15 protein-coding genes are annotated in these 15,065 nt (G+C 43.1%); 12 read left to right on the forward strand and 3 right to left on the reverse strand.

Annotated features, from left to right (window positions below; genetic code table 11):
• Positions 1 to 318, reverse strand: coding sequence for a PepSY domain-containing protein (locus tag AC1DIV_RS03850; protein ID WP_076364628.1), 318 nt, complete (start codon positions 316 to 318; stop codon positions 1 to 3).
• Between the two features lie 176 nt (positions 319 to 494).
• Between AC1DIV_RS03850 and AC1DIV_RS03855 the strand changes: the two genes are divergently transcribed.
• The 3 genes from AC1DIV_RS03855 (at position 495) to AC1DIV_RS03865 (ending at position 3,157) form a co-directional block, all read left to right on the forward strand.
• The gene (locus AC1DIV_RS03855) at positions 495 to 1,568 is read left to right on the forward strand and encodes a M42 family metallopeptidase (protein WP_053535952.1); all 1,074 of its coding nucleotides are present in this window, start codon (positions 495 to 497) and stop codon (positions 1,566 to 1,568) included.
• An 81-nt stretch (positions 1,569 to 1,649) separates the two neighbouring features.
• Positions 1,650 to 2,171, forward strand: a complete 522-nt coding sequence (locus tag AC1DIV_RS03860) for a DUF84 family protein (protein WP_477575794.1) — start codon at positions 1,650 to 1,652, stop codon at positions 2,169 to 2,171.
• Between the two features lie 116 nt (positions 2,172 to 2,287).
• Entirely contained in the window at positions 2,288 to 3,157 is an 870-nt protein-coding gene (locus tag AC1DIV_RS03865) for an AraC family transcriptional regulator (RefSeq protein ID WP_477575796.1), read from the forward strand.
• A 132-nt stretch (positions 3,158 to 3,289) separates the two neighbouring features.
• Here the strand turns inward: AC1DIV_RS03865 and AC1DIV_RS03870 are convergent, their stop codons facing one another.
• On the reverse strand, positions 3,290 to 3,739 hold the full coding sequence (locus AC1DIV_RS03870) for a YtoQ family protein (RefSeq protein ID WP_340877200.1): 450 nt from the start codon (positions 3,737 to 3,739) through the stop codon (positions 3,290 to 3,292).
• Between the two features lie 123 nt (positions 3,740 to 3,862).
• Between AC1DIV_RS03870 and AC1DIV_RS03875 the strand changes: the two genes are divergently transcribed.
• The 6 genes from AC1DIV_RS03875 to murC all read left to right on the forward strand — a co-directional run bounded on the left by AC1DIV_RS03875 (position 3,863) and on the right by murC (position 11,992).
• Positions 3,863 to 4,369: a hypothetical protein gene (locus tag AC1DIV_RS03875; RefSeq protein ID WP_251539806.1), complete on the forward strand. Its 507-nt coding sequence runs from the start codon at positions 3,863 to 3,865 to the stop codon at positions 4,367 to 4,369.
• A gap of 109 nt (positions 4,370 to 4,478) precedes the next feature.
• Entirely contained in the window at positions 4,479 to 4,790 is a 312-nt protein-coding gene (locus AC1DIV_RS03880) for a thioredoxin family protein (RefSeq protein WP_034309264.1), read from the forward strand.
• Between the two features lie 50 nt (positions 4,791 to 4,840).
• Positions 4,841 to 5,647 carry a DUF1444 domain-containing protein gene (locus AC1DIV_RS03885; RefSeq protein WP_048682251.1) on the forward strand — a complete coding sequence of 269 codons (807 nt, stop codon included), beginning with the start codon at positions 4,841 to 4,843 and terminating at the stop codon, positions 5,645 to 5,647.
• Between the two features lie 319 nt (positions 5,648 to 5,966).
• A complete protein-coding gene (locus tag AC1DIV_RS03890; RefSeq protein ID WP_048682306.1) occupies positions 5,967 to 7,154 on the forward strand; it encodes an amidohydrolase in 1,188 nt (395 codons plus the stop codon).
• 423 nt (positions 7,155 to 7,577) lie between these two features.
• Positions 7,578 to 10,403, forward strand: coding sequence for a DNA translocase FtsK (locus AC1DIV_RS03895; protein WP_477575798.1), 2,826 nt, complete (start codon positions 7,578 to 7,580; stop codon positions 10,401 to 10,403).
• Between the two features lie 284 nt (positions 10,404 to 10,687).
• A complete protein-coding gene (gene murC, locus AC1DIV_RS03900) occupies positions 10,688 to 11,992 on the forward strand; it encodes a UDP-N-acetylmuramate--L-alanine ligase (RefSeq protein WP_034309255.1) in 1,305 nt (434 codons plus the stop codon).
• 47 nt (positions 11,993 to 12,039) lie between these two features.
• Here the strand turns inward: murC and AC1DIV_RS03905 are convergent, their stop codons facing one another.
• Positions 12,040 to 13,152 carry an aminopeptidase gene (locus AC1DIV_RS03905; RefSeq protein ID WP_340877198.1) on the reverse strand — a complete coding sequence of 371 codons (1,113 nt, stop codon included), beginning with the start codon at positions 13,150 to 13,152 and terminating at the stop codon, positions 12,040 to 12,042.
• 229 nt (positions 13,153 to 13,381) lie between these two features.
• Here AC1DIV_RS03905 and AC1DIV_RS03910 point away from each other — a divergent pair, with 229 nt between their 5' ends.
• The 3 genes from AC1DIV_RS03910 to ytxJ all read left to right on the forward strand — a co-directional run bounded on the left by AC1DIV_RS03910 (position 13,382) and on the right by ytxJ (position 14,956).
• Complete coding sequence (locus AC1DIV_RS03910; protein ID WP_340877197.1) at positions 13,382 to 13,891, forward strand: DUF948 domain-containing protein; 510 nt, start codon at positions 13,382 to 13,384, stop codon at positions 13,889 to 13,891.
• Positions 13,892 to 13,938: 47 nt separating this feature from the next.
• Entirely contained in the window at positions 13,939 to 14,511 is a 573-nt protein-coding gene (locus AC1DIV_RS03915) for a YtxH domain-containing protein (protein ID WP_053535945.1), read from the forward strand.
• Positions 14,512 to 14,629: 118 nt separating this feature from the next.
• Positions 14,630 to 14,956 (forward strand): bacillithiol system redox-active protein YtxJ, encoded by a 327-nt coding sequence (ytxJ, locus tag AC1DIV_RS03920; protein WP_057276733.1) that lies wholly within the window; start codon positions 14,630 to 14,632, stop codon positions 14,954 to 14,956.
• The last annotated feature ends 109 nt before the right edge of the window (positions 14,957 to 15,065 follow it).

Consider the following 15,065-nt stretch of genomic DNA (forward strand, 5'->3'; position numbering starts at 1 on the left):
TCAATCATTTTGTGCATTAAGCTCCAATATCGTTCCTGTCGAGGCATCTGCAACAAATTCGAATTGCTCGCGTTTACCCTCTGTATTTCTGGTGATCCCGCCTTTGTACACTTCATAGTCCAAATCGTTTTTTGTATAGTTCTCCGGCTTCATCAAGATCCATGAGCCATATATATTTCCGTCCTTTTTGACTGTTTCCTTCACTTGGGCCAAGACTTTATCGGGAGAAGGTTTACTTGATTGATCCAATAATTGTTTTGTTGCATAGCCAGCAGCAAACCCGGCTGCAGTACCTAGTAAAAACGTTTTCCAATTCATTGATTTCTCCTCCATTGCATTTTATAAAATCACTTCTTCTAGTATACAGAAGAACACTTTATTTGACTAATAATTTGAAATTTTACCCATAAACTGATAAATTAGAACTTTCTAGTGTAACATGATGCTAAGTTTTGTAAAATAGAAAGAAACAATACATAGTTAGGGGTAGAAAAATGAATCATGAGACTTTGGAGCTTTTTAAAACATTGACGGAATTACCGGGAGCCTCGGGAAATGAACATGCAGTTCGGAGTTTCATGAAGAGTGAGTTGGAAAAGTATTCGGATGAAATCGTCCAAGATCGCCTTGGCGGAATATTTGGCGTAAAAAGAGGCAATGAGGATGGGCCTACCGTCCTGGTTGCCGGGCACATGGATGAAGTGGGATTCATGGTCACATCCGTAACTGAAAATGGAATGATTCGCTTTCAGACCCTAGGAGGCTGGTGGAGCCAAGTGCTTTTGGCCCAAAGAGTCGAGATCATAACCGATAACGGTCCGGTCATTGGTGTCATCGGTTCGATTCCGCCCCATTTGCTTGATGAATCGCAACGCTCAAAACCAATGGATATCAAAAATATGCTGATTGATATTGGGGCGGATGATAAAGAAGATGTGAAGAGAATCGGTATTAAGCCCGGTCAGCAGATTGTACCGATTTGTCCATTCACGCCGATGGCCAATGAGAAGAAAATCCTCGCAAAAGCGTGGGATAATCGTTATGGCTGCGGACTTGCGATTGAATTGTTAAAGGATTTAAAAGGTGAAACGCTGCCGAATGTCTTATATTCCGGGGCAACCGTCCAGGAGGAAGTGGGATTACGGGGTGCGCAAACTGCAGCTCATATGATCAAACCGGATCTTTTCTTTGCTTTGGATGCAAGTCCGGCGAACGATATGTCCGGCAGTAAAAGTGAATTTGGCCAGTTGGGAAAAGGGGCACTGCTCCGCATTTTTGATCGTTCGATGGTTACCCATCGCGGCATGAGGGAATTCATCCTTGATACGGCCGAGTCGAATGAGATTCCGTATCAATATTTCGTTTCCCAGGGCGGCACGGATGCAGGGCAAGTCCATATTGCAAACGAAGGCATTCCAAGCGGGGTGATTGGCATTTGTTCCCGCTATATTCATACACATGCATCCATGATTCATATTGATGATTATGCCGCTGCCCGTGAACTGATAGGGAAATTGGTTCGTTCCTGTGATAAAACGACATTCGAGACCTTGATAAAAAACGGTTGATGGAGGAAGCTGAAATGGAAAGGGATGCTGTCATAATCCTTTTCCATCAGCTTTTTTTTACATAGAAGGAAGGTAATTATATTGAAAATAGCAGTAGGAAGTAAGAATCCGGCGAAAGTAAGTGCCGTGCTTGGTGTATATGAAGATGCTGAAATCATTTCGCTTCAAGTGGGGAGCGGGGTTCCGGAACAGCCTTTTTCAGACGAGGAAACGATGGAGGGGGCCATGACACGTGCCCGGAATTGCTTGATTCACAGTGATGCCGATATGGGCATCGGACTTGAAGGCGGTGTCGTGAAAATGGGACAAGCCCTGTTTCTGTGTAATTGGGGCGCAATGGCCACGAGGGACGGTGAGGTCTTTGTAGCTGCCGGAGCGAGAATCCCGGTTCCGGGAATCGTTGCCGGGAAGCTGCTGGAGGGTGAAGAGTTGGGCCCGGTGATGGACGCCTTCACAAAGCAAGAGAATATTAGCAAAAAGGAAGGGGCGATCGGCGTATTTACAAATGAGCGAATCACGAGGGGAGAAATGTTCCTTCATATCATGAGGATGCTAGCCGGTCAACACGAATATAAGCTGAAAATGAGAAAGCACGATTTATGAATCACTGTCATGGTAAGGCGTTCTTCGAATGGAAACGAACACTGCCAAAACTGAGCAGAATAAGACAGGGTTTTATTGAGCGGTCTTGGTACTATAGTGACAGGGGGTGAGCGGATATGGGGTGGGTAGAGTCAATCCAAAAGGCCATCGATTATATCGAAGAGCACTTATTGGAGGACCTTACGATCGAGAGCATTTCCAGGCAGGCGAATGCTTCGGCTTTTCATTTTCAACGGACCTTCACCATTTTAACGGATATTTCCATTGGTGAATATATCCGGCGTCGAAGACTGACTTTAGCGGCCCAGGAGATATCATCCGCAAATGGCAAGGTCATTGATTTAGCCTACAAGTACGGCTATGACACCCCCGAGGCATTCTCAAAAGCTTTTCGAAGGCAGCATGGGGTTTCTCCAAGCGAAGCGCGAAAGTATATGGGGAAGCTGAAATTCTATGAACGCCTGATGATACAGGTCATTCTGAAAGGGGCAAAACCGATGAAATACAATATCCTTGAAAGGGATTCCTTTCAATTGATTGGAATCAAGCAAGAGTTTTCCTTGGTTAATGAAGAGAATTTGATTGGGATTCCAAAGTTGTGGGAGAAAGTCAATTCGAATGGAACAGGAGATAGGTTAGCGAAGTTGAACAATGGCCAAATAGATGGCTTGCTTGGTGTATGTGTCGATAAGCGGGCTGTGGAAAACACTGAAACGATGGATTATTGGATAGGTGCAGAGTATGCCGGGAAAGTGCCTGAAGAGTTTTCGTCCCTTACGATACCGGCTTCCAAGTGGGTTGTATTCGAAGTTCACGGACCTATGCCTGATAGCATGCAACAAGCTTGGAAGCGGATTTTTTCCGAATGGTTCCCTACGAGCGGTCATGAACATGCCGGAACTCCTGAATTGGAAGTATACGACAATGCGGATGCTTCAAACCCTGACTATTACTCCGAAATTTGGATTCCGATTAAAAAGGGATAGTATTCAACCATCAAAATCATTCGTTATTCGCTTGCAGGGGGTTAGGCATCTAATTTGCCCCTGCAAGCTTATTTATTTGTAAATATGAAATGATCAGCCCTTCATTTTTGTGCTGGTTAAGGGCAGGGAGATTTACAGCCCGTCTTCAAAAATATAGGAAAGCACCTTCATGGCTTGGTTCACGGATTCGACCGTGACACTCGCCTTTTCCGATAATTCCTTTAAGGCATGGTGATGGGATTCCGGGCGAATCAAAATAAGCGGTTTTCCCAGGGAAATGGCGGTGCTTGCGTCCATGGCAGTATTCCACTGCTTATATTTCTCGCCAAACAGAGCGACGACAAGATCGGCTTTTTTCATCAAAAGACCTGTCCGCAAATTATTGATTTGGGAAGCGGCTGCATCCTTCAGGATAGGATTCGGCTGTTCCCCGAGGACATCTTCACCAATATTATCGGAGCGTTCATGATTTTCCATCGGGCCGACGAATTCTAATGGAAGCTTCAGTGCAGCGGCCTTATCTCTCAACTCACTTCTCCAATTTGAATGGATTTCCCCAGCAAGATAAACGGTTAACTTCATTGTTTTCCTCCTCGATATTAAAATTGCTTTCATTGTACCATGTTTTTTAGAAAATGGATGAATTCCATAAATAAGGATAATATTATCCATAAGATAATAAAAGAGACGGCTGGAGGAATGACGATGGCTTTATCGAATAAGAATTTCCTTGTTATCCTGTTGATAAGCAGTTTGATCGCAGGCTGCTCAGGGATCGAGAGACAAACCGAAAAGGCAATGAAGGCTGCTGAAGTGGCTTTTCGTGACGATGAAAAACAGCCCAATCAAGAGGCAGGGCTAATTCAGGTCCATCTGCCCAAGGATTTTAAAGTAGTGGAAGAACATGATAATAACTTGATTTTACAAAAAGGTGATCAGATTTATATATTATTTGTCAATCCAAATGAAAAAGAAGACAGCTCCGTGTTATATTTAGCGATTAAGGAACAAGAGGATCAATTTGAAGTGCTGCATTCTTTTCAAACTGATGATAAATTCGGCTTTATTTCAATTAAAGAAATACCGAAAGAAAAGTATGAGCTTGCAGTGGGGATCGGCGGGGTGAAGCTGACAACGGAAACGGATAAAGACCAATTAAAAACCGATGCAAAACAAATGATGGAAATCGTTTCATCCGTGCCCCAGAAATAAGCTGACCCCTGCCTTTCGACCGATCCGTATTAATGGTTGATTCGCGGAGAGTCTGGTATGATGGGATTATAAAAACTAAGGTGTCATTTAGAGCAGGAGGAATATTCAAATGGAAAAATTACAAACCGTCGAGCAATATGATGCATTGAAAAATGAAGGCAAACATATCTTTCTTTTTTCCGCTACATGGTGTGGAGATTGCCGTGTAATCGAACCGATAATGCCGGAGATAGAAACGAAATTTCCTGACTTTACATTCATTTATGTGGACCGTGATGAATTCATCGATGTGTGTGCGGCTAATGATGTATTCGGTATACCAAGTTTCATCGCCTATGATAATGGTAAAGAGCTAGGCAGATTCGTAAGCAAGGATCGCAAAACGCAAGAACAAATTGAGGAATTCATTCAATCACTATAATCAAAATCCCCTTCTCGCTGGGGATTTTTCAATGAAGAGGAGGGTCAGTCATGAAAATGGACAGCACGAAGCTGAAAAATATTTTGAAGGAACGTTTAAAGGATGAGGGCCGGACATTCAAATTCGATAGCAAGCAAGATACGTTACGGGTGGAAAATGTGAAGACCGGGAAAGGGATCACCATCGAGTTGCCTCCTGTACTTGCTAACTATGAAAACGTACAGGAAAAGGCCATCGATGAAATTATTTATTACGTGGAAGAGGCCCTGAATGTAATGGGGGAAGAACACAGCATGGAAGGCAAGGAGAAATTCATTTTCCCAGTCATCCGCTCGACCTCCTTTCCAATGGAATCGGAAGACGGAAATCCGTTTTTATTCGATGAGCATACAGCTGAAACCCGGATTTTTTATGCCCTTGATTTAGGTAAAACCTACCGTCTTATAGATGAAAAGATGATTCAACGGGAAAATTGGCAGGGTGACAGGATCCGTGAAATAGCCCTTTTTAATGCCCGTTCCCTCTCCACTGAAATGAAGTCGGATATCGTTGCAGGTAATGCATTTTATTTTTTGAACACGAATGATGGATATGATGCCAGCAGGATCCTGAATGAATCATGGCTTCGGGAAATGAAGGACAAGATCGAGGGAACCATGGCTGTGGCCATTCCCCATCAGGATGTCATCATCATTGCCGATGTAAAGAATGATACGGGCTATGATATCCTGGCGCAAATGGCGATGAGCTTCTTTGCCAGCGGTCATGTTCCGATTACGGCTCTATCATTCCTTTACGAAGAAAATGAGTTGGAGCCCATCTTCATTATGGGTAAAAACAAAAAGCGTGAACAATAATATAGAGAATCACAAAAGGACCGTGTCAGCATTTGGCAGCGGTCCTTTTAAGTTTGATAGAGTTTATAACTCTCTTGTAGTTGATATTTATTTTTTAATCGGTGATAATATAATTGTAATATTTTGAAAATATGGATAAAAAATAGAACAAGATTGAGGCGCCAAGGAGAGCGAGTTCCAAAAATATCCTTTGGAGCTAAACCCTTTGTCCGTTTTATCGTCCAATATAGAGTAAGGAATTACGCTGTTATTCAACGGGGCATGATGTATAAATGTCCACGAAAGGCAAACCTGACCAAGGGGAAGAATAATCGTGAACGTGAAAAGCAAATTAATGAACATGCTGGAAGCCCGTAAAGGGGAAATCGTTCAAATCCGCCGTCATTTACACGAAAATCCGGAACTATCCTTCAAAGAAGAGAAAACGGCACAATATATCATTGATTTTTATAAGGGGAAAGATGTGTCGATACAAACGAATGTAGGAAATGGTTTAGGGATCATCGTAACGATCGAAGGCGGAAAACCTGGGAAAACGATAGGTCTCCGTGCCGATTTCGATGCATTGCCGATTACAGAAGAAGCGGAGGTCCCGTTCCGTTCAAAAAATGAAGGTGTCATGCATGCCTGCGGACACGATGGGCATACCGCTTATTTATTGGTACTGGCAGACTGCATCAATGAGCTGAAAGATTCCCTATCAGGTACGATTAAAATAATCCATCAACATGCAGAAGAGACACCCCCAGGCGGAGCAAAAAGCATGATGGAATCAGGGGCTTTGGATGAACTGGATGCTGTTTTTGGAATCCATTTATTTCCGTCGCATCCAGCAGGGGTTGTCGGGTATCGCGGCGGCTATTCGATGGCTGGAAGGACCTATTTCAAGCTGGCGATAAAGGGTGTGGGCGGCCATGGTTCCTCCCCGCATATGGCGAATGATGCCATTGTGGCAGGGGCCCATTTCGTGACAGCCGTACAAACCGTAATCAGCCGTCGCTTGAACCCTTTTGATATGGGCGTGGTCACAATTGGCTCCTTCGATGGAAAAGGAAGCTTTAATGTCATTAAAGATCGTATAGAAATTGAAGGGGATGTCCGTTATATGACAGCGGAAACCCAACAGCTGATCGATAAGGAAATCCACCGGATCGTCAAAGGGATAGAAACGGAATTCGATGTTCAGTGCGAACTTACATATGTGCCCGATTATCCTCCGCTATATAATGACCCTGAACTGACTGAATTCGTGAAGAATAGCCTGGAAAGCATGAATGACAAAGAGATTAAGAAGGTTGTCGAATTTCCGGTTTTTTCAGGTTCAGAAGATTTTTCGTATTATGCAGAAAAGATACCAGGCTGCTTCTTTTACATTGGCTGTAAACCGAAAGGGGTGGAGAAGGCATATTTCAATCACCATCCTAAATTCGATATTGATGAAGATGCCCTTTTGATCGCTTCCAAATCAGTGGCGCAGGTTGTTTGCCGTTTTTATGAATGGAACTAGTCCCTTGGTCTTTGTTTGCAAAAAAAACGGAGAAACCCACAAAACACCGTTCGGTATTAACGAACGGTGTTTTATGGGTTGCGACAGGCATTTGGATTCTGCCGGAGGTTTCGTGAAGGATGATGCAATGAATTGGCCAGTCTGTTTCAAGTCAGCATGAAAACTTAATCTCTTTGTAAACGCGATTTAATAGCTGTGTTTTATTTAAATAGTAGACTAGGAGCTAATGTTATTTCGCGATGATAGGTTTAAACCCATTCCAGAAGGGGTTTAATAGGGTAGGAGTTCTGCGAAATACGTTTAGGTAGTAAGAATGCGATAAAAAAGTAGATACTAATCCAATTTAGCTTAAATTTTCTCGATATTTTTAAAATAACTGGTAGAATTAGTTACATAACTACAGATGTAGAAAGAGTGATAGTTTTGAAATGGCTAAATAAGATGAAAAAATGGTTCCAAGCAGAGGAAATTATTGAAATCGAAGAGATTATTATAGATGAACCGCTTGATGAAGAGACATTGAGGAAAATGGATTTTTCGAAGCTTACGAAGTCAAAGAAAGAAGAAATAAAGGTTTACAATCAAAAAGTGGAAAAAATGTCCCAGACGCCAGACCCGGATACGAAAATCCTGTTTCAATATCCAAAAGGCCAGTTCAAGTTTCCTCTCATTCCAGACCGGGAGCAGAATAAAAGAAAACCTAGGGAAAGAAACAGGGAAGACAACGAACCCAAACAGGGGAAGAATGTGACTAAAGAAACAACGAGAAGGCCTGTAAGGGATCCTGAACCAAAACGGAGAAGCTTTGACCGGGAGGAAACTTCAAAAATAGTCCCGTCAAATACTCCATTCCGCCCAACGGAAATCCCATCACCCATTTACGGGTTCCGTCGTCCGGAAAAAAAAATAGTCCCTTCTGAAGAAATTGTCGAATATGAATTGGAAAGCAAAATGCCCATCCTTAAAAAGGAAGAACCCGCTATCGAGATTCCGGTATCGTTCCCTGAAATCTCAAAAGATGCGTCACATGAGGAAATGACGGCAGAACCCGCCATTCTTATACCGGAACAAGCGGAAAAAAAAAGGGAAGATACGGAGATACCCGCTTTCTTTCGTAGAAATTCCATTGAGTCATTGCCAGAAGAAGCGGTAAGCGAGCCTAACATAATTGAGCCTGAGGTAGAAAAAGAGGCTAATGAACAGGACCAAGTCGATTTTGGACGCGAAGTCGCTGTATCCATCATGGAACAGGCCGACGACACACGGCCTGAAGCGATATCGGTTCATGGGGAGGCAGCTGTACAATCAAATCAATCATCCGTTAGTCAAGGGACAATGCCTGAAAGTGACTCATCTGAGGCAATACCTGAAGTACAGCCTAAAAGTCCGAAAAAACATATTCCATTTAATGTGATGATGCTTAAGCAAGATCGGGAAAAAAATGGCTTCATGAATAAAATGATGCCGGAAAAAAAAAGCCTTAATCCGGAAAGGGCAGTAGTTTCACCTGATAAACGAGCTATGGATGATGCTGCCCAAATAGAGGCAGGACAAGTGGAACCATCCGCCATTCCCGAACGGAAACCGGAGGAAGGCAGAGTTATGCCGAAAGAGGAGACTCTGGACATTACACCTGCCTTTTTGGACACCGAAACCGCCGCCGAGCCTGAAAATACAGGTAAATCCATTATTGGTTCCGACCCTAAGCCGCTTCTAGAACAGGAATCCCCCATTTCTGGAGATGGGTATCAAGAAGCCGTTTTAACAGAGACTGCGGAAAGTGGCCAGGGCAATGCCCTTGAAGTTTTTGAATCCGTGGAAGCGGATGATAATCCATACTATGTGTTTCCGAATATCGAATTGCTGACACCTCCCACTTATGCTGTGCATGATGATGAGTGGCTCGGGGAACAGACTGTATTACTTGATCAGACATTGAAAAATTTCAATGTCCGTGCAAAGGTCGTCAATGTCACCCAAGGACCGGCAGTCACTCGTTTCGAGGTGCATCCGGAGCCGGGAGTGAAGGTGAATAAAGTGACGAACCTGATGGATGACATCAAATTAAGCCTTGCTGCCCAGGATATGAGGATGGAAGCGCCCATTCCGGGTAAACATACAATCGGCATCGAGATTCCGAACAGGAAAAGCAAACCGGTATTTTTGCGTGAGGTTTTGGAAAGTACTGAGTTTCAAGAGCATGAATCACCGCTTGCCGTGGCTTTAGGACTCGATATATCCGGTCAGCCGATCATCACGGATTTGAGAAAGATGCCGCATGGTTTGATAGCCGGGCAAACGGGATCGGGGAAAAGTGTCTGTATCAACACCATGCTGGTCAGCTTGCTGTATAAAGCGACGCCGCAGGAGCTGAAATTACTGTTGATCGATCCGAAAATGGTCGAGCTCGCCCCATATAACCGGATCCCGCATTTGGTCAGTCCAGTCATAACCGATGTAAAAGCCGCTACGGCTGCGTTGAAATGGGCTGTAGAGGAGATGGAACGGCGTTATGAATTGTTTGTACATGCCGGTGTACGTGATATCACCCGCTTTAATGAACAAGCGGAAAAAGCCGGTCAATATTCAAGCAAGCTGCCTTATATCCTGGTGATCATCGATGAGCTTGCTGATCTAATGATGATGTCCCCGGCTGATGTAGAGGAAGCGATTTGCCGGATTGCTCAAAAGGCCCGTGCCTGCGGCATCCATTTGATTGTAGCCACTCAAAGACCTTCAGTCGATGTCATAACTGGATTGATCAAGGCAAATATCCCGACAAGGATCGCTTTTTCGGTTTCTTCACAAGTCGACTCCCGTACAATCATCGATAGCGGCGGTGCAGAAAAACTTTTGGGAAGAGGAGATATGTTATTCGCTGAAAACGGTTCTTCAAAAACGGTGCGCCTGCAAGGGACTTTCGTGAGTGATGAAGAAATCGATCAAGTGGTCAACCATGTTAAACGGGAGCAGCAGCCGAAATACCTGTTTGAACAGGAAGACTTGCTGAACAGGGCCCAGGTTACGGAAGAAGCGGATGAACTGTTTTTCGAGGCATGTGAATTTGTCGTGAGCCAGCAGGCCGCATCTGCATCGAGTGTCCAACGGCGTTTCCGTGTCGGATATAACCGTGCAGCGCGCCTAATAGAAATGATGGAGCAACAGGGAGTCGTTTCCGAATCCAGGGGCTCAAGACCAAGGGATGTATTGATTACGGAAGAAGAGCTGGAATTTTTACATGTTAATTAAGAGAACCTAATAAAAGGAAATTGTATATAATGTGAAAGGGTGAAAACCCTTTTTTATCACCTTAATTGAGGGAAAAGCCAAGGATTTGATAAATTGGCATCTGCCTGACATGGATGAATGAATAAAAAAGTGATATAATAGTTTTTTGTTGATGAATGATTGAAAATAAAAGCTTGAAAACCTATGAAGAAATTGCGTTACTAACAAGTCTCGTAATGGAAAAACAAATAAAAGATGACGTCATATACTGTCATACAGGTAGACGATTGGTGGAGGTTCGCTTTATGACTGCTTACCATTTTGTGGGAATTAAAGGGTCGGGTATGAGTGCTCTTGCACAAATACTGCATGATATGAATATTGAAGTGCAGGGTTCCGATTACGAAAAAGAATTTTTTACACAATTGGCATTAGAGAAAGCCGGGATTAAAATCCTTCCTTTCAACGAGGAAAATATTCAACCTGGAATGACCATCATTGCAGGAAATGCGTTTCCGGATAGTCATCCGGAAATCTTGAAGGCAAAAGAACTTGATTTGCCGATTATCCGTTATCATCGTTTCCTAGGTGATTTCATGAAAAACTTCATCAGCGTGGCAGTTACGGGAGCGCATGGTAAAACATCGACGACCGGCTTACTTGCCCATGTAATGGGGGGCGCTAAACCGACATCCTTCTTGATTGGGGATGGAACGGGTAAAGGAATCGTGAATTCTGATTACTTCGTTTTCGAAGCATGTGAATATCGCCGTCATTTCCTTTCCTATTATCCGGATTATGCAATCATGACGAATATCGATTTTGATCATCCTGATTATTACGCTAATGTCGAAGACGTGTTCGAGGCTTTCCAAACGATGGCCCTTCAAGTCAACAAAGGCATCATTGCGTGCGGAGATGATGAGCATTTACCACATATTCAGGCGAAAGTACCGGTTATTTTTTACGGATTTGCAGAAGGAAATGATTTTCAAGCGAAAAATGTTTCCGTCACTCCGGATGGCACGACTTTTGATGTGCATGTAAGGAACAATTACTATGATACATTCACTATTCCTACTTTTGGAAAGCATAATGTGTTGAATGCACTTGGTGTCATTGCACTTTGTAAATATGAAAACTTGGATACGGAAGCTGTGAAAGCTCAATTGCGGACTTTTGGCGGAGTTAAACGCCGGTTCTCCGAAAAGGAAATCGGAAGTCAGATCATTATTGATGATTATGCACACCATCCGACCGAGATCTCTGCAACTGTTGACTCGGCGCGTCAGAAATATCCAGAGCGTGAAGTTGTTGCTGTATTCCAGCCGCATACTTTCTCGAGAACGCAGGCATTCCTGGATGAATTCGCCGACAGCTTGAATTTGGCCGACAAAGTATACTTATGTGAAATTTTTGGATCTGCTCGTGAACATCAAGGAAAGTTATCGATTGAAGACCTTCAAGATAAGATTCCGGGTGCCGAGCTGATTACGGAGAACACAACATCTATATTGCAAAACCATGATAACAGTGTCGTGTTATTCATGGGTGCGGGGGACATTCAAAAGTTCCAAGCAGCCTATGAGCATTCACTGCAGGTAAAATAAAAAAAACGACCATCCGTTAGTAGCGGATCGGTCGTTTTTTTATTGGGTTATTTTAAATTTTCCGGATTTAAATTTTCCAGTTCCGGTAAAACGAAGCGTCCGTCCTTACGTATCAAGACGTCATCAAAGTGGATTTCCCCGCCGCCATATTCAGGCCGCTGGATATTGACCAGGTCCCAGTGAATGTCTGAATGGTTTCCGTTAAAGGCATCATCATAGCATTGTCCTGGAGTGAAATGAAAACTTCCATCAATTTTTTCATCAAAGAGGATATCTTGCATCGGGTGTAGAATATAAGGATTTACACCAATTGCAAATTCACCGACATATCGTGCGCCTTCATCAGTATCAAAAATTTTGTTGATGCGTTCCGTATCATTCGCAACCGCTTCAACGATTTTTCCATCCTTGAATGTCAACTTCACGTTTTCAAAAGTAAAACCCTGATATGGGGAAGGAGTATTATACGAAATCACTCCATTGATGGAATCTTTAACTGGAGCCGTATATACTTCACCGTCAGGAATGTTCAGCTCACCCGCACATTTGATGGCTTTAATGTCTTTGATGGAGAAGGTTAGATCCGTACCGGGCCCAGTTAAGCGGACCTTATCCGTTTTATCCATCAATTCAACAAGGTTGTCCATTGCTGCGCTCATTTTGCCATAGTCGAGGTTGCAGACTTCGAAATAAAAGTCTTCGAATGCTTCTGTGCTCATTTTGGCTAATTGGGCCATGGAATTTGTCGGGTAGCGAAGTACGACCCATTTTGTTTTTGGCACGCGGATATTTCTATGTACTTTACCGACTGTCTGTCCATGAATCGCCATCTTCTCGGAAGGGACATCGGATTGTTCATTGATATTATCCCCGGCACGAAGCCCGATATAAGCATCCATCTGCTTCATTACGTTTGCTTCAAACTCACCCATCATCTTGTACTGTTCTTCTTTGGCACCCATCAGCAAGGCCCGATCCACTTGGTGGTCCTTTAACAGGACGAATGGGTAACCATCTGCTGCATAGGCTTCATTCACAAGTGCGTTAACAAGTTCACGCTGCAATCCAAAGTTTTCGATCAAGATTTTTTCACCTTTTTGAAGCTTCACGGAATAATTGATTAAGTTTTTGGCCAATGTACCAATTCTGGGATCTTTCATAAAAAATACCTCCATTGTTTAAATTCGACTTATCTTTTTTATCATACCCGATTTCCTGCCATAAGTGTCACCCATGAATTTCAAGGAGGAACTGGATGCAGACAACAATATTTCCAGATTAGGGTTTGATAGGGTATATTGAAAAAATAAATACGTTTATAATAATAGGGAAGGGGTAATTAATATCTAACAGCTATTAAATAAGTCGATTTTTTTCGGAGGTGTTCCAATGGAGATTATTTTATACGTAAGTGCTGCTGTTGCAGCGATAGCTTTTTTGGTACTCGTTATTTTTTTAACGAAGGTACTGACATCACTTCAAACTACCCTGGACAGTGTGGCCCGGACGCTGACAGGACTAGAGAGCCAAATGCAGGGCATAACGCTCGAAACTACTCAGTTATTACATAAAACGAATACGTTGGCTGAAGATTTGCAGCAAAAGTCAGAAAACCTGAACACGGTGGTGGATGCGGTGAAGGATGTAGGTACATCCATCTCCAGCTTTAATTCTTCCATCCAAAAGGTTTCCCATAAAGTGCAGGCTGAGATTGATAATAATCAAGAAAGAATCTCACAAATTGTACAATGGAGCAATGTAGCCATGGAGATCAGGGACAAATGGAAGTCCAGGAGCAAACAGGCAGCCCCGTCCCCGACTGAAAGGGCAGAGTTAGAAAGGGAAGCGCTGGAAACAGATAACTTACCTAAAAAAAGGTTTTTACGTTCTAGATCATAAAATCTAGTTAAATAAAAATGAACTGAAAATTGAAAGGGGAATGTATTATGACTCAAAAAGAATTTCCGACAAAGGACTATCAGAAATCATATGAGGACGAACGCGACTCGATCAATTCTAAGGACTTTATGATTGGCGCCTTGATCGGCGGGATGATCGGAGCGGCTACAGCTTTGTTCATGGCTCCGAAAACAGGCAAGGAATTAAGGAATGACTTCAATGAACAAGCTAGAAACATTTCCGAGAAAACAGAAAGATTAAGACAAACGGCGATGGAAAAAGGTACAGTCCTTGCTGATACTGCAAAAGAAAAAACAAGCTCCGTCACGGAAATCGTTTCAAATAAATCTTCGAATATCGTCAACAAAGTGAAGAGCCTGAAAACAGGAAAAGAAAACGGCGACGCTGCTGATGATACAACGAATTCAAGCAATAAGGATATTGATGTAACCGGAACTACCGATGCTCCTATCGTATCCGTCGAAACGAACTTTGCTAACAGCAATGATTCGGAAAATAATCCTGCAGATCCTACAAGCGGAAACAAGAATGCGGCAAAATTAAAACTTGATGAAGCGAAAAAGGCATTTGATGAAACGGAGAGTAAACTAAAGAATTAAACTCCCTAAGGGGAATGAAGAGTCATTAAGGGACGAAGAATAAGGCGGTGAAGTGCTTCGATGGCTTCATCGCCTTTTTGATGGTAAAATTTATATGACAAGGAAAGGAGACTGCTATATGGTCATGAGCAAAATCGAAACAGAAGAACAATTCAATGAGCTTCTAAAAGAGGATACATTCCTGCTTTTCAAGCATAGCGTAACATGCCCTGTAAGTGCTGAAGCATTTGAACAATATGAGAGGTACATCTTAGGGAACGAACAACTTAAAACGGCCTATTTGGCCGTCCAGGAAGCTCGTCCACTATCCAATTATGTGGCGGAAACCTTTGATGTCAAACATCAATCACCTCAGGCAATCCTTTTTAAAGGTGGAAAACCTGTCTGGAATGAATCTCATTGGCGGATTACATATGATTCATTGAGCAAAGCCATTACAGAATGAATGGAAGGCCGGATCCCTTTGGTAAGGGGTCCGGCCTTTTATTATTCCATTGATTGGCGGGCCTAAGGATGTTTATCCTGGGGAAACCTTTTCTAGAGTGGCCCTTCCG

It is taken from the genome of Peribacillus sp. 05N428 (genome assembly GCF_056397085.1).

Bases quoted from the DNA above. Each gene is read 5' to 3' on its own strand.
- AC1DIV_RS03880 (WP_034309264.1), top strand. From the start codon at position 4,479: ATGGAAAAATTACAAACCGTCGAGCAATATGATGCATTGAAAAATGAA.
- AC1DIV_RS03905 (WP_340877198.1), bottom strand. From the start codon at position 13,152: ATGAAAGATCCCAGAATTGGTACATTGGCCAAAAACTTAATCAATTAT.
- AC1DIV_RS03855 (WP_053535952.1), top strand. From the start codon at position 495: ATGAATCATGAGACTTTGGAGCTTTTTAAAACATTGACGGAATTACCG.
- AC1DIV_RS03915 (WP_053535945.1), top strand. From the start codon at position 13,939: ATGACTCAAAAAGAATTTCCGACAAAGGACTATCAGAAATCATATGAG.
- AC1DIV_RS03885 (WP_048682251.1), top strand. From the start codon at position 4,841: ATGAAAATGGACAGCACGAAGCTGAAAAATATTTTGAAGGAACGTTTA.
- AC1DIV_RS03910 (WP_340877197.1), top strand. From the start codon at position 13,382: ATGGAGATTATTTTATACGTAAGTGCTGCTGTTGCAGCGATAGCTTTT.
- AC1DIV_RS03875 (WP_251539806.1), top strand. From the start codon at position 3,863: ATGGCTTTATCGAATAAGAATTTCCTTGTTATCCTGTTGATAAGCAGT.
- ytxJ (WP_057276733.1), top strand. From the start codon at position 14,630: ATGGTCATGAGCAAAATCGAAACAGAAGAACAATTCAATGAGCTTCTA.
- AC1DIV_RS03850 (WP_076364628.1), bottom strand. From the start codon at position 318: ATGAATTGGAAAACGTTTTTACTAGGTACTGCAGCCGGGTTTGCTGCT.
- AC1DIV_RS03870 (WP_340877200.1), bottom strand. From the start codon at position 3,739: ATGAAGTTAACCGTTTATCTTGCTGGGGAAATCCATTCAAATTGGAGA.
- AC1DIV_RS03865 (WP_477575796.1), top strand. From the start codon at position 2,288: ATGGGGTGGGTAGAGTCAATCCAAAAGGCCATCGATTATATCGAAGAG.
- murC (WP_034309255.1), top strand. From the start codon at position 10,688: ATGACTGCTTACCATTTTGTGGGAATTAAAGGGTCGGGTATGAGTGCT.